This is a genomic window from Planktothrix rubescens CCAP 1459/22, assembly GCA_904830895.1.
Taxonomy (GTDB): Bacteria; Cyanobacteriota; Cyanobacteriia; order Cyanobacteriales; family Microcoleaceae; genus Planktothrix; species Planktothrix agardhii.
Window position 1 is genome coordinate 3041445 of sequence record LR882958.1, and the last position, 14990, is coordinate 3056434.

A 14990-nucleotide genomic window follows, 5' to 3' on the forward strand; every position below is an offset into this window, starting at 1 on the left:
CAAAAAGTTGTCCTCAAAGGTAATTTTGAGGGACTCTTTGGGAGTGCCCATGTTATTTCTCTATCCTAACTGGCTTTTTTACAAAATAGAGGAAGTTTTTGGGAGCATCCCAACTTTGTAGGATATATTTGCAAAATCGGTATGCTCCCAAGTTTTTGAACAGCATAGATTTTCTTAGACAGGTTTTCCTGGTTTAGATTTAATAACTCCCTGGGGTTGATTGATTAACTTTAACTGTTCAAACCAAACTAAACTAATCCCGCCACCAAGTAGACAAATAGCAATATCAATTGGATGCAGAAAAGAGAAGCTAAATAATTGACGCAAGAAGGGAACATAAAGCACCATCCCCAGAAAAAATATTCCTCCACCCATAACCCACCAAAGGGCAGTATTAGGAGATTTAAGTATTTTTAAGCTCAGGGGAGCGGAAGAACTGGCACTTAAAATTAGTCCTAAATTTGCTAAAATTAATGCCGTAAAAGTTAACGCCCGGGCATCAAGTTCCCCTTGTCCGCGATATAGCGAAATCACAAAAATTACGAGAACAATCGTTAAAATTGCTCCTCCTTGTAACATCGCCAAACCCACAGTTTTCCTACCAAATAAAGGATCTTTGGAATTGCGAGGGGGACGCTTCATTACCGTTGTTTCTGCGGGTTCGGCTTCTAACACAATTGAACAAGCTGGATCAATAATTAAATGCAAAAATGCCACGTGAACCGGAAGTAATACTAATGGCAACTTAAACAATACTGGAATTAAAGACATCCCAGCAATCGGAATATGAATTGCTAAAAGATAAGCCATGGCTTTGCGAAGATTATCAAAAATTCGCCGCCCCAGTTTAACCGCTTGCACAATTGAAGAAAAATCATCATCTAATAACACTAACGCCGCCGATTCCCTAGCAACATCTGTGCCTCTTTCACCCATCGCAATCCCGATTTGGGCTGATTTTAAAGCCGGGGCATCATTGACACCATCCCCGGTCATAGCAACGACTTCCCCTTTGGATTTTAAAGCATTAACTATCCGTAATTTTTGTTCAGGAATTGCCCTAGCAAAGATATTTGTACTTTGAATCCGCTCCTGAAGTTCAGCGTCATTCATCCCATCTAATTCCGCCCCAGTCACAATCGCCCCCATTTGCATTAATCCAATTTGACGCGCAATAGTTTGAGCCGTGGCCGGATAATCTCCGGTAATCATCACGACTCGAATCCCGGCGGTATAACATTCTTGAATCGCGGCCGCCACGGTTGGACGCACTGGGTCGGAAAGTCCCACTAATCCTAGAAATTGAAAAGGAAAATCATGTTGTTTATCGGGTAAATTATCAGGACTGAGCGAAGGATGAGGAGGTAAAAATGGTGGTGGCGCATCAAGTAAAGATGCTTTAGCAACACCTAATACCCGCAATCCTTCCTCTGCCATTTTAGTAATTTGTGTGGCTAGAATTTGCTGTTGTTCGGGGGTAAAATGACAGAGATCGGCGATCGCTTCTGGTGCTCCTTTAGCAGCAATTTCATATTGTTTACTATCTGCTGATTCCCAAACCTGAGACATTGCTAATAAATCCGGTGAGAGGGGATATTCTCGCAACAGTTTCCAATCGTTATGTAAATGTTCGGTATTGGCGAGGGAGCGCTCGCCCAATTGTTTAAAGGCTTTTTCCATCGGATCAAAGGGATCTCTTTGACTTGCTAAAATGGAAAATTCTACTAATTCATGTACCGATTCTGGAAGCGGTTTTTTTGAATCTAATTCTAAATTATAGGGCTGAGGATTTTCTTCTTGGTTATAGGGAAATAGTTGTTGCACCGCCATAATATTCTGAGTCAGCGTCCCAGTTTTATCCACACATAAAACCGTTGCGGAACCCAAGGTTTCCACCGCAGAAGTACGACGGGCTAAGACATGATTTTGAGAAATTCTCCAAGCTCCTAATGCTAAAAAGATAGTGACAACCACGGGAAATTCATTGGGCAAAATTGCCATGGCTAAGGTAATTCCTGCGAGAAATCCTTTCAGCCAATCTCCTCGCGTCAGTCCATAAATTACTACTATCACCACACACAGGAATAAAGCGATACCAAACAAACGGCTGACTAACTGATTCATCTCCCGTTGCAAAGGTGTGGCTTCTGGCTTGACTGTTTGTAAAGCCTTGCCAATCTTACCCATCTCGGTTTGAGCGCCGATGGCTTGGACTTGAATAATTCCCTGTCCCTGAACTACCAATGTGCCAGAATATACAAAGGGCAACTCATCTCCCCCCGGACGCGCCATTTCCACGTTACCCACAGCGGCAACTTTACGCACAGGTAGGGATTCCCCGGTTAATAACGACTCATCGGTGGAGAGGTTTGAGCAAGAAAGCACAATCGCATCCGCAGGTACGCGATCGCCTTCTGCTAAGACTAAAGTGTCTCCCCGAACCACTTCTCGCCCAGCAATCCGTTTTCGCTCCCCATCTCGAATTACCAAGGCGCGAGGACTGGAAAGATCCCGTAAGGCTTCTAAGGCGTGTTCGGTTTTGCCTTCTTGATAGAGACTAATTCCGGTGATAAAAAAGACAAAACCTAATAAAATCAGAGCTTCTTGTAGATCACCTAAAACCCAATAAATAACTCCACCACCGACTAGCAATAGGAAGATCGGATCTTGGATAATTTCCCAAGCGATCGAGAACAGATTACGAGCTCCCGCCGAGGGAAGTTCATTGTAGCCTTCCTCTTTGAGCCGCGCGATCGCATCTTGTTCAGATAAGCCCGTCACAGTATTGAGATCAACTGGTGAAACCATAACCCCATTTTTTCCTAAAAAACAGACCAACTCGTTCTGATGCTAATTGCTAAATTTGAGGAAATCGTGAAGTCATATAAATTTTTATTCTGTTTATGAGCATCTTTTATTCTAACAGGACTTACGCAAGCACGCTATATATAGCGTATCAAAAGTAGGCAATCGCCTACTTTTGATAATAGCAATCGCCCTAAAAAGTCCTGATTATTTATTTAAAAACAAATCTCCAAAAGCCAAACCAAAAGCTACATTTAGCAAGCTGCTTTTTCGGTATATCTTTCCAGCCGTTTCAACCATTCTTGCCAATAAACGATCAATTGTTCCCGTTCTATCATAAATTATTCTGCATCTTGATCCCGAAGCGCAACAACAATCAAACCGTTAGAAATTTTAGCACCAAACAAACTATCTCTGTAATAGCGATTAATTGCACCCCCATAAGCTACAAGTTGTAACGGCTTATCGTAAAGTTTACTTATTTTCTGTTTAGGTTGTTCAGCCGTTGTCAACTCAATAATACATGGAACACCTCGATAACGAGCAACTAAATCAACTTTCCCAGTGTATCCTTCCACATAATAACGAGACCAGGTTTATAAGAATCTATCATTGCAGCGTAAAAAAGATTTACTAAGTTAAATTGCTTTAACAACATTTGAGCGGGGAGATTATTTCTTTAAACAGAAAGAATTAGAGCATTATATTTCTGATTACATTCACAATTTACCTGATTCTCAAGACGACCCAGAAGCTTTACAACTGGATAGTGAGGCTGTATTGAAATCAATTGAAGCGCAGCATGGGTTATTGGTGGAGCGGGCGCAAAAAATTTATTCTTTTTCTCACTTAACATTTCAGGAATATTTCACAGCACTAAAAATTGTAATCAATTGTAATTCATACCCACCAGAGCAGCAGACTTGGCAAATTCTAATTAGTAAAATTACTGATAAACGCTGGAGAGAAGTATTTTTATTGGTGGTTGAGATGTTACCAAGTGCAGATTTCCTATTAATTTTCATAAAGCAACACATTGATGGGATTGTTGCAACTGATGAAAAGTTACAACAGTTTTTATCTTGGATCAATCAAAAATCTTGTTCAGTTCCAGTTCCATTTAAAAAAAACGCAGTTCGAGCATTTTACTTCGATGTATCTTTAGGTGATCCCGGATATGATTCCGAGGAGTTTTACATCTCTCCAAAACTTTCCTTTAAGCTAGATTCAAACTTTGAATTTTCCGATGAACATGAGCTTAATAGTGTAGATTTAGAACTTGATTATTATTGGTATAATAAACTTAAAAATATCCTTATAAATACCTTTATAAATCGTGGCTTTTATTCTTTTAAATTTGGCTTTTTTACTCATATTAATTATGATTTTAATCGAGAGAAATTATTGTCATTGGAAGAACTTGAAAAAGACATTCCTGACCTTACAAAAATCAATGATTTATCGAATGAGGCTATAGTTAATAATTGGACAGATAAATTGAGAAACTTGATGATTAAGTATCGCAAGATAGGTTACAACTGGCAGTTTAACGAGGAACAGAATAAATTGCTTGAAAAGTATTCTGATGCTAATGAGTTGCTGATAGATTGTCTCAATAGCGGTTGTAAAGTATCGCCCAACGTGCGTGATGAGATTGAGCAAACATTATTATTGCCAATCTCTGAAATCAACCAAAGTTAATATTGTAGGGCAGGCTTTGCCCACCAAAACCTTGACTAATCAGCAATCATTAAGTTATAATTAATATAGTTTTGATAATTAAATTAACTATGACAAATATCACAATTCAAAACGTTGATGATGACCTAAAAAATCGCCTGCAAAAGCGAGCCGAATATTATGGTCGTTCCCTCGAAGAAGAAGCTAAAGAAATTCTCCGTGCTGTCTTGACAGAAAACCGTCTCGAACCCTTAAATCTTGTCTTAGCAATTGAACGACGATTTGCCCATTTTGGCGATTTTGAACTTCCAACGATTACGAGGGAACCCTTACGCGAACCTCCTAACTTTGAAGATTTATATGATCGTCCTTGATACGAATGTAGTGTCCGAAGTGATGCACTCCCAAGGCTCGTTAGTGGTTCGTCAATGGGTCGCAGCACAACCCATAACCAATCTTTTTACCACAACCATTACTCAAGCTGAGATTCTTTATGGGATTGCTTTGTTACCCTCTGGAAAACGCCAAACAGAACTTAGTAAATCGGCTGAATTGATGTTTGCTGAAGACTTTGCCGGGCGGATTTTAGCGTTTGATGAAACAGCAGCAATTGCTTTTGCTAGAATTGCCACCGAAAGAAGACGAATGGGTAAACCCATCTCCCAAGCTGATGCTCAAATAGCCAGCATTTGTTATACTCACCAAGCGACTCTTGCGACTCGAAATGTTTCTGATTTTGAAGGCTGTGGTCTGACAATTATTAATCCTTGGAAATCCGACTAAACTCACAGAAGACCAAAATTTTTCTAATTTTGTCAAACATCATCAACATTAATCTTACCGTCCCCCTATCGTTACTGACACCTTCCTCCCAGACCTCCTCGCAGAATTTTTGATCTGGTTTGGTTTGAATGTAACAAGATGTAACGTATAATCAGAAAAAACATTAAGAAAACATTTACCAAGGGTTATTGATGCGAGTTGCGATCGCTGGAGCAGGTTTAGCGGGACTGGCTTGTGCCAAGTATCTCACCGATCTTGGTCACACTCCTATCGTCTTAGAACGACGGGACGTTTTAGGTGGAAAAGTCGCAGCCTGGAAAGATGAAGACGGCGACTGGTACGAAACCGGATTACATATTTTCTTCGGCGCCTATCCGAATGTGTTGCAGTTATTCAAAGAATTGGACATCGAAGATCGGCTGCAATGGAAAGAACATTCCATGATCTTCAACCAACCGGAGAAACCTGGAACCTATTCGCGGTTTGATTTTCCCGATCTTCCCGCCCCGATTAACGGGATGGTTGCTATTCTCCGTAATAATGATATGTTGACCTGGCCGGAAAAAATCCGGTTTGGTTTAGGATTAATTCCCGCCATCCTCCAGGGCCAGAAATATGTTGAAGAAATGGATAAATATTCTTTCTCCGAATGGCTGAAACTCCAGAATGTTCCGCCCAGGGTTGAGAAAGAAGTGTTTATTGCTATGTCTAAAGCCTTAAATTTTATCAACCCCGATGAAATCTCATCAACGGTAATTTTAACCGCCCTAAACCGTTTTCTTCAAGAAAAGAACGGCTCTAAAATGGCATTTTTAGATGGTTCTCCCACGGAACGTTTGTGTCAACCTATGGTAGATTACATCACCGAACGGGGGGGGGAAGTGCGTTTGAATGCTCCAATTAAAGAATTCTTACTCAACCCAGATGGAAGCGTCACCGGATTCTTAATTCGCGGGTTAGATGATACCGCCGACGAAGTTTTAACGGCCGATCTCTACGTTTGCGCCATGCCCGTTGACCCCCTGAAGGTGATGTTACCCCAACCTTGGCAACAAATGGACTATTTCAAACAGCTAGAGGGCTTAGAAGGGGTTCCAGTAATTAACGTGCATTTGTGGTTCGATCGTAAGTTAACAAATGTTGACCATTTGCTGTTTTCCCGTTCTCCCCTACTCAGCGTCTATGCGGATATGAGTAATACCTGTAAAGAGTATTCCCATCCTGACCGTTCTATGTTGGAATTGGTATTGGCTCCGGCAAAGGATTGGATTAGTAAATCGGATCAGGAAATCGTGGCAGCGACGATGGCAGAGTTGGAAACACTGTTTCCCGAGGAAATTCCCCATAAAGCCAAATTGCTAAAATCCCACGTCGTGAAAACCCCCCGTTCGGTTTATAAAGCAACCCCGGGAAGGCAGGCCCATCGTCCCTCCCAAAGAACGCCGATCCCTAATTTCTATCTGAGTGGAGACTACACGATGCAGCGTTATCTCGCCAGTATGGAAGGGGCTGTGCTTTCTGGTAAGCTAACTGCACAGGCGATTCAAGAAGATCTCACTTCTAATCGTTTTCCGGCTTTAGCGACTCCCGATATTAATGTTGCTTCCCCAACTTCTATCCCTTCCTAGCTTATCCACTGTCGGTCAGCAGAATAACGAATGCTACAACTTTCTAAAACTCCGTGCATGAGAACTCTGGCATCTTTGGAAGACTCCTATGAACTCTGCCGTCAGGTTACTGCGGAGTATGCCAAAACGTTTTATTTAGGGACTCAATTGATGCCATCGGCCAAGCGTCGAGCTATCTGGGCTATCTATGTTTGGTGTCGTCGAACTGATGAGTTAGTCGATGGGCCAATGGCAGCGACGACGACGGAGGAAACCTTAGATCGTTGGGAAGAACACCTAGAGGCATTGTTTGCCGGACATCCGAGGGATGATGTAGATGTGGCTTTGGTGGATACCCTCCATCGTTTCCCGTTGGATATTCAACCCTTTAAAGATATGATTGCGGGTCAACGGATGGATTTATACCGCAACCGCTATCAGACGTTTCAGGAGTTGGAACTCTATTGTTATCGGGTGGCGGGGACGGTGGGGTTAATGTCAACGGCGGTGATGGGTATAGAACCTCCTATTGTTACCCCTTGGAATCCTAACCCAGAAATTATAATTCCTGATCAAGAGGCGATCGCTTTAGGAATTGCCAATCAACTCACCAATATTCTGCGGGATGTGGGGGAAGATGCGCGACGGGGCCGAATTTATTTACCCCTAGATGATTTAGCTTTATTTAACTATACAGAAGCGGATTTATTCCAGGGGATTGTGGATGAGCGTTGGCGAGGATTAATGCGCTTTGAAATTCAGAGGGCGCGGAAATTCTATGTTGAAGCGGAAAGAGGAATTAGTGTTTTAAATCAGGATATTCGCGGGCCTGTTTGGACGGCGTTAATTTTATATCGACAAATTTTAGATGCGATTGAACGCAATCACTATGATGTATTTAGTAAACGGGCTTATGTTCCTAAAGTTCGTAAAATGATTTCATTACCGATTGCCTTATTGCGATCTAAAGTGCTGTAGGAGTTTTAGATCTGGTTAATTTGGGGCTAAATTTATCCTGGTTAATTGGTCTTATCCAAAAGATTTAAAATGAAAACTATTTCTGAAATTAATGATAAAATCATTCAAAATCGTGCCGTTGTTTGGACAGTAGAAGAACTCAAAGCCCGAGTTACCCCCGACAATATTGCCCAAATTGCTGAACAGGTGGATGTGATTACGACCGGAACTTTTGAACCGATGGAAGGTTCGGGTGCTGTGATTAACTTAGGTCATACCGATCCCCCGATTAATATTAGAACCTGTTGGTTAGATGGGGTTCTGGCCTATAGTGGCTTTGGGGCGGTAGATTTATATTTGGGTGCGGCACAAATGATCGAAGACGCGGACGAAACCCGAGAACGCGGTGGAGGTCACGTTATTGAAGATTTAATTGCCGGAAAACCGATTCATCTGAAAGCCTCCGGCGTGGTTTCTGACTGTTATCCTCGGAACTCCTTTGAAACCACCATCACCCGAGATACGATTAACCAATTTTATTTATTTAATCCTCGCAATCTCTATCAAAATTTTATTGTTGGGGTAAATGGAGGCGAGCACCCTCTATATACTTATCTTGGCCCCCTACAACCCTATTTAGGCAATGCGGTTTATTCTAATCCTGGCGCCTTAAACCCTTTGCTAAATGATCCTGATTTACAACTGATTGGCATTGGGACTAAAATTTTTATCGGAGGAGGAATTGGCTATATTACTTGGGAAGGAACCCAACATTTTCCCCTGCAAAAACGGTTAGAAAATCGTACTCCCATCGGCCCGGCAGCGACCTTAGCATTAATTGGAGATGCGAAACAAATGAGTCCCTATTGGGTACGGGGTTGTTATTTCAAAAATTACGGCTCCTCATTAATGTTAGGAGTAGGAATTCCGTTACCAGTTTTGAATCAAGATGTAATTGCTCGTTGTGCCGTTTCCGATCAAGATATTGTGGCGCCTGTAATTGATTTTGCAATTCCTCGGCGAGTCCGTCCTACCTTTGGTTTAGTAAATTATGGTCAACTAAAAAAAGGTAAAATTTCTATAGAAGGCAAAACCATCAAAACCGCCCCCCTAGCAAGTATTTCCCGTTCTCGTGAAGTTGCACAAGAGTTAAAAAAATGGATTGAATCTGGTAGTTTTACCCTAACAGAACCCGTTGCTTCTATTTCTCAAGATCGATCTTTCCTTCCACAAAACATTTGGGGTTCTCAAATTAGTTTAGATTGATGCTCTCATAAGTAGTTGCACAAAATAAATTACCTAGTTGAGAGAGGGAACAGCCCCCCCAAACCCCCCGTGCACGGGGGGCTTGGGGGGGAGGGAACAGGGTAGAGGATGTGTAATTAATTTTGTTTAGGTACTTATGAAATATAGTTATTAACGCTAAGGATTCTGATCCTTAATAAAACTAAACCTTAATATTTTCCCCCGACCGTCATCTTGAAAACGCTGTTCTCCCACTCCCACCACATCAATAATAATCTCACGGTCAGGGGGAGTCCATTGTCCTTGACGGGGTTCAATTTCAATAATTAATTCTTGATTTTCTTGATAAACTTGATATTTTGTTGTTGAATAAATTCCCTGAATATACTCAAAAGAACTACCATCATCTTCATATAAAATTCCCTCTCCAGTCCCAGGAAATACCTTAAAAGTTAAACAATCAATCGGTTTTTCATCCACATATTGCATCACAGGTTGTAAAGGAATAATAGAACCCGCTTTCACATACAAAGGCATCCGTTCTAAAGGAGCATCTGCTAAAATATATTGTGATCCAGAATAGGGTTTTTCTGTCCACCAATCATACCAGATTCCGGCGGGTAAATACACCGCCCGACATTCTATCCCTGGACGATAAATTGGGGCGGCTAAAATCGCAGAACCCAATAAAACTTGATCGGATAAAGTATAGGTTTTGGTATCATTAGGATAGTGATAAAATAGGGGACGAAGAATTGGGTTTCCTGTTTGTGTCGCTTCCCAAAATAAGCTATAAAGATAGGGTAAAAGACGATAGCGTAATTCTAAATATTCTCGACAAATGCGTTCAACTCGTTCTCCAAATACCCATGGTTCATGTTGGGAAGTCGATAAAGCGGAATGACCTCGCATCAACGGATATAATATTCCCAATTGCATCCAACGGGCGAATAATTCCGGTGTAGCATTGCCCGCAAAACCGCCAATATCAGAACCTACAAATGCTACCCCCGATAACCCCATATTACATAACATTGGGAGAGACATTTCTAAATGTTCCCAAATCGAATGGTTATCCCCCATCCACACCGATGACCAGCGTTGAATACCCGCATAACCCGACCGAGTTAAGACAAAAGATCGCTGTTTTGGTCGCAATTTTAACAGCCCTTGGGCACTGGATTTTGCCATCATTAACCCATATAAATTATGGGCTTCGGCGTGGGTTGTTTTTTCTTCTGTTGGCCCCTGTAAACTATCTAAAGGAAAGGTAATTTTAGTTCCTTTATCCCCCAAAGGACGGTCATCAATGGCGGGTTCATTCATATCATTCCAAATGCCCGCAATACCAATATTTGTTAAGGTTTGATGGCATTCTCCCCACCATTTTTGGACTTGGGGATTTAAAAAATCGGGAAAAACAGCTTTATCTGGCCAAACATAACCATGAAATAGTTCTCCGTTGGGTTTTCTAATAAAATAATTCTGTTTTAATCCTTGATCAAAAATAGTATAATTTGCTTCGGGTTCATATTTAACTCCTGGGTCAATAATGGTCACGGTTTTAAAGCCATTTTCAGATAAATATTGAATCAAATTCTCTGGATTTGGAAACCGTTTTTCACTCCAGGTAAATACTCGATATCCCTGCATATAATCAATATCTAAATGAATCACATCACAGGGAAGTTTGCGGGTTCTAAATTGTTTTGTTAGTTCTTTAACAACGGTTTCTGACTCATAACTCCAACGACATTGATGATAACCTAAAGCCCAACGGGGAGGTAAGGGCATCCGTCCGGTTAGTTGGGTATAAGTATTAAGAATTTGTTCCGGTTTGGGGCCATAAATAATATAATAATCTAATTCTGGGGCTTGGGTTTCCATCTGCAAAATCCCTGGTTTTTTCACCCCAATATCGAAGCGACTCCAATGGGTACTATTTAAAAAAATGCCATAACTTAATTCCGGCCGTAAAGCCATAAATACGGGAATTGCTTGATACATGGCATCGGTTAAGGCATCATAATCTAAAGAATCAACTGTCCAATTAGTTTTTATTTCTCCCGTTTTATCTAAAAACCCGGTACGTTCTCCAAAGCCATAAAAATGTTCTTCCGGTTCAATTTTTTTCTCAACTACTGTTAACCCTTGTTGCCATCTAAACCCTAATTCTGTATCGGTGGCAAAGGGTTGATTTTGCAGATCATAACATTCAATTCGGCAAGGATAATGTTGAACGGATATTCTAATTTTTTCGGTAATAATTTCTGTGGTTTGTTCGGTTTGGTGAGTTTGAAAAGGAGTGGGTTGCCATGCACTATCATCTAAATTAATCGCCCAAGATCGACGGGGAAGAAAATTACCAGAAGGGGAATAACGAATTCTAATTAAATTATTGGCTAATATACTAATTTTAACATAGACATTTCCGCAGTTAAAGAGAAAATAGCGATCGCCTATTTCTACACTTTGCACCGCTTCAATTTTTGACCAATTTGGTTCTAGGGCGTGTAACTGTCCGAAATATTGAGGCATAGAAACAGGGTTTTTATTTTAATTCTATATTATCACATAAACTGAAAATATTGATTTTTGGATTTTGAAGAAACCACAAAGACACAAAGACACGAAGAAAGATGAGTAAGTTCAGTTTTGAGGTATAATAAACGAAGTTTTAAAAATAGAGTTTATTGTTTTTTATGATCTCTCTAAAATTGAAAATAATGTGCTATAATTAACAGCAATGTTTTTTTGTTTCCCCCGTTATCTTGATCTCATTTCTGAATTTTTTACATTTTATTCTTTTGGAGCAAACTTTAGAACAATTAACTGAATTGGATAATGGTTTGGCGGCTATCTGGTTTAATCAACAAATTGTTAATATTAATATTAAGGAATAGGTATTTTGAACGCTTTTCGCAGGTTTGAACCCAAATGTCAACGCAGTTTGCTGGCTTTATTTATTGCAGGTTTATGTTTCTGGACAAGTATCACCACACTATTACCAACCCTACCATTATATATTGAATCTCTTGGCGGAACGACACAACAAATTGGCTGGGTAATGGGGGCTTTTGCCTTGGGTTTATTGCCGTCTCGATTTTGGTTTGGCCCCCTAGCCGATCGCAAAAGTCGCAAATTAGTCTTATTAATCGGAACAATAGTGGGGACGATGGCTCCTTTGGGATATCTGTTTGCTGAGTCGATTCCATCACTACTGAGTTTACGAGCCTTTCATGGGATCAGTGTGGCGGCATTTACCATCGGTTACAGTGCCTTAGTTGCCGATATAGCACCCGTTGAACGTCGGGGAGAAGTGATTGGATATATGAGTTTAGTGGCTCCGATTGGGATGGCAATTGGCCCGGCGGTGGGGGGGGAAATGCAAGCGATGGTGGGGTATGACCCGATCTTTTTGTCCAGTAGTGGGTTTGCGTTTTTAGCATTTTTAGGAATTTGCCAAGTTTGGGAACCCCAACACAATAAACCGACAACAAAAGCCGATTCCACTTCTCTCTTAGAAAAGGGGTTATGGTTTTTCAAAACCTTATGGAGTCCCCCCCTACGAATTCCAGCATTTGTGCTATTAATGGTGGGTTTAATTTTTGGAACATTAGTCACATTTTTACCTTTGGCGGTGAAAGAATCTGGGTTAAATTTTAATGCCGGATTATTTTATAGTACCGCCGCGATCGCTAGTTTTTTAGTCCGTATTCCTACGGGTCGAGCTTCTGACCGTTATGGTCGAGGTTTGTTTATTACTGGGGGATTAATCTGTTATTTTTTAGCGATGTTACTCCTCTCCCAAACTATGCACAGTAATATTATTTTATTGGCTGCATTACTCGAAGGAATGGGGGCCGGGGTTGTGCTTCCGATGATGATTACTTTAATTACTGATCGATGTTTACCTGAACAACGGGGTCAATTTTTCTCCTTATGTTTAACTGGATTTGATCTGGGAATTGCCCTGGCTGGCCCTATTTTTGGCATCTTTGCCGAACAGTTGGGTTATTCAGTTATGTTTGCTTTAGATGCGGGTTTAGCTTTAATTGCTTTAATTAGTTTTGCTACCTTTTCTAATAAAACTATTCGCCTTTCTCTCAAGTTTGCTTTCGGTCAATCTAAAGATATCTATAGTTTAAATTAATCCCGAATTTTGTCATTATTTATGAACAAACGAGAACTAATTCAGCCTTTATTATTAACAGGAATAGCAGGGGTTTTAATGGGGGTAGCTGCCGAACCTTGGGGACTTTGGGGATTAGCTTGGGTGGCCTTAGTTCCTTTATGGGTTAATGTTTTATCGAATTTTACCCCCCCTAACCCCCCCTTGTTAAGTGGGGGAAGTTTTGCGAGATTTAAAATTACTTTAATATTAGCTTTAGTTTGGGGAATCGGCTATTACGGAACCGCCTTATTTTGGATTACGGGAATTCATCCGATGACTTGGTTAGGAGTTCCCTGGTTAGCGAGTTTAGCGATTACTATATTTTGTTGGAGTTTTCTCACCCTTTGGGGGACTGCTTTAGTAATAATTTGGACGGGATTATTTGTAATTTTATCGGCTCAATTGGCTCAAAGATTCTCTAAGATTTACCTAGGATTAAGCCGAGTTTTAATTGCCACAATTTTATGGTGTGGGTTAGAATTTTTATGGAGTTCGACTGCTTTATGGTGGTCTTCTTTGTCCTACACCCAAAGTTTTGGAAATCTGATTATTTTACACTTAGGTCAAATTTCTGGCCCGACAACTATTACCGCCACTTTATTAATTGTAAATGGGTTAATTGCAGAAGGATTAATCTTAAATCGAGATCAAAGTTATTCTCAGACTCAAGATCAAAACTCCTATTTATTATTAATTTTAGCGGTATTATTTTTGATTTTTGCCCATGGATTGGGATTGATTTTATATAGCATTCCTTTACAAAAAAATCCAGACCAGGCGTTAAAAGTGGGAATTATTCAAGGAAATATTGCCAATGAAGTTAAATTAAATTATTCAGGATTTTTACAAGCCCTAAATGGCTATACAACCGGATATATTACTTTAGCTAATCAAGGAGTAGATTTTGTAGTGACTCCAGAAACGGCCCTACCTTTTTTCTGGACTGACTCGAATCAGAGACAAAATAGTTCTTTTTATCAAGCGGTTTTAAAGCAAAAAGTTCCGGCTATTGTGGGAAGTTTTGCCTTGAAAGAAAATGGATATACTAATAGTTTATTTTCCATGGATGGGGAAGGAAATATTATCGGTCAATATGATAAAGCTAATTTAGTTCCTTTAGGGGAATTTATCCCCTTTAGTGAAATTTTAGGCAAATTTATTAGCAGATTATCGCCCTTAGAAGCCACATTAATTCATGGTAAACCCAATCAACAATTCCAGACTGCTTTCGGTCAAGCTACGGTGGGAATTTGTTATGATTCAGCCTTTGCAGAACATTTCAGACGCCAAACTGCCCAGGGGGGAGAATTTCTGATTACGGCTTCTAATGATGCTTACTATTCCTATACAATTTTAGCTCAACATCATGCCTTAGATGTGATGCGAGCCATTGAAAATCATCGTTGGACAATACGGGCTACAAATACAGGATATTCGGGCTTTATTGACCCCCATGGGAGGACTCAGTGGATTTCAAATCAGAATATATATCAACTCTATGCTGATACAATCTATCGTGATCAGACCCAAACCCTTTATGTCCGTTGGGGGGATTGGCTAATGCCTGTATTATTAATTGCAGGGGCAACCCTATTTTTATTTAAGATTGACCGTTATGGTTAACTATTAATTTAAGTAGTTGCACAAAATAAATTACCTAGTTGAGAGAGGGAACACCGGATCTGGGAACAGCCCCCCAAACCCCCCGTGCACGGGGGGCTAGGGGGGGAGGGAACAGG

At 40.6% G+C, this 14990-nt stretch carries 11 protein-coding genes; 8 read left to right on the forward strand and 3 right to left on the reverse strand.

The genetic code is table 11. The annotated features are described in order from the left end of the window. Positions 1-174: 174 nt before the first annotated feature. Together NMG86_RS14260 and NMG86_RS14265 are read right to left on the reverse strand one after the other, a co-directional pair. Positions 175-2808, reverse strand: a complete 2634-nt coding sequence (locus NMG86_RS14260) for a cation-translocating P-type ATPase (protein WP_026797916.1) — start codon at positions 2806-2808, stop codon at positions 175-177. A 338-nt stretch (positions 2809-3146) separates the two neighbouring features. Then, positions 3147-3383 (reverse strand): hypothetical protein, encoded by a 237-nt coding sequence (locus NMG86_RS14265; protein ID WP_026786407.1) that lies wholly within the window; start codon positions 3381-3383, stop codon positions 3147-3149. A gap of 139 nt (positions 3384-3522) precedes the next feature. On the opposite strand from NMG86_RS14265, the gene NMG86_RS14270 reads away from it, so the two are divergent. The 6 genes from NMG86_RS14270 to NMG86_RS14295 all read left to right on the forward strand — a co-directional run bounded on the left by NMG86_RS14270 (position 3523) and on the right by NMG86_RS14295 (position 9098). Further along, positions 3523-4506 carry an NACHT domain-containing protein gene (locus NMG86_RS14270; RefSeq protein ID WP_499076156.1) on the forward strand — a complete coding sequence of 328 codons (984 nt, stop codon included), beginning with the start codon at positions 3523-3525 and terminating at the stop codon, positions 4504-4506. A gap of 89 nt (positions 4507-4595) precedes the next feature. Beyond that, positions 4596-4859 carry a FitA-like ribbon-helix-helix domain-containing protein gene (locus tag NMG86_RS14275; RefSeq protein ID WP_026786406.1) on the forward strand — a complete coding sequence of 88 codons (264 nt, stop codon included), beginning with the start codon at positions 4596-4598 and terminating at the stop codon, positions 4857-4859. After that, a complete protein-coding gene (locus NMG86_RS14280) occupies positions 4846-5268 on the forward strand; it encodes a type II toxin-antitoxin system VapC family toxin (protein ID WP_026786405.1) in 423 nt (140 codons plus the stop codon). Before NMG86_RS14275 ends, NMG86_RS14280 begins: the two co-directional genes overlap by 14 nt. 191 nt (positions 5269-5459) lie before the next feature. After that, entirely contained in the window at positions 5460-6896 is a 1437-nt protein-coding gene (gene pds, locus NMG86_RS14285) for a 15-cis-phytoene desaturase (RefSeq protein ID WP_043936972.1), read from the forward strand. Positions 6897-6926: 30 nt separating this feature from the next. After that, complete coding sequence (crtB, locus tag NMG86_RS14290; RefSeq protein ID WP_026797917.1) at positions 6927-7853, forward strand: 15-cis-phytoene synthase CrtB; 927 nt, start codon at positions 6927-6929, stop codon at positions 7851-7853. 69 nt (positions 7854-7922) lie between these two features. Then, entirely contained in the window at positions 7923-9098 is a 1176-nt protein-coding gene (locus tag NMG86_RS14295; RefSeq protein ID WP_026797918.1) for a homocysteine biosynthesis protein, read from the forward strand. Between the two features lie 156 nt (positions 9099-9254). On the opposite strand, the gene NMG86_RS14300 is transcribed toward NMG86_RS14295, so the two are convergent. Continuing rightward, a complete protein-coding gene (locus NMG86_RS14300; protein ID WP_026797919.1) occupies positions 9255-11615 on the reverse strand; it encodes a glycoside hydrolase family 31 protein in 2361 nt (786 codons plus the stop codon). A 370-nt stretch (positions 11616-11985) separates the two neighbouring features. On the opposite strand from NMG86_RS14300, the gene NMG86_RS14305 reads away from it, so the two are divergent. Next, positions 11986-13230, forward strand: coding sequence for an MFS transporter (locus NMG86_RS14305; RefSeq protein ID WP_026797920.1), 1245 nt, complete (start codon positions 11986-11988; stop codon positions 13228-13230). 21 nt (positions 13231-13251) lie between these two features. Next, positions 13252-14874, forward strand: a complete 1623-nt coding sequence (gene lnt / locus NMG86_RS14310) for an apolipoprotein N-acyltransferase (protein ID WP_043936970.1) — start codon at positions 13252-13254, stop codon at positions 14872-14874. The last annotated feature ends 116 nt before the right edge of the window (positions 14875-14990 follow it).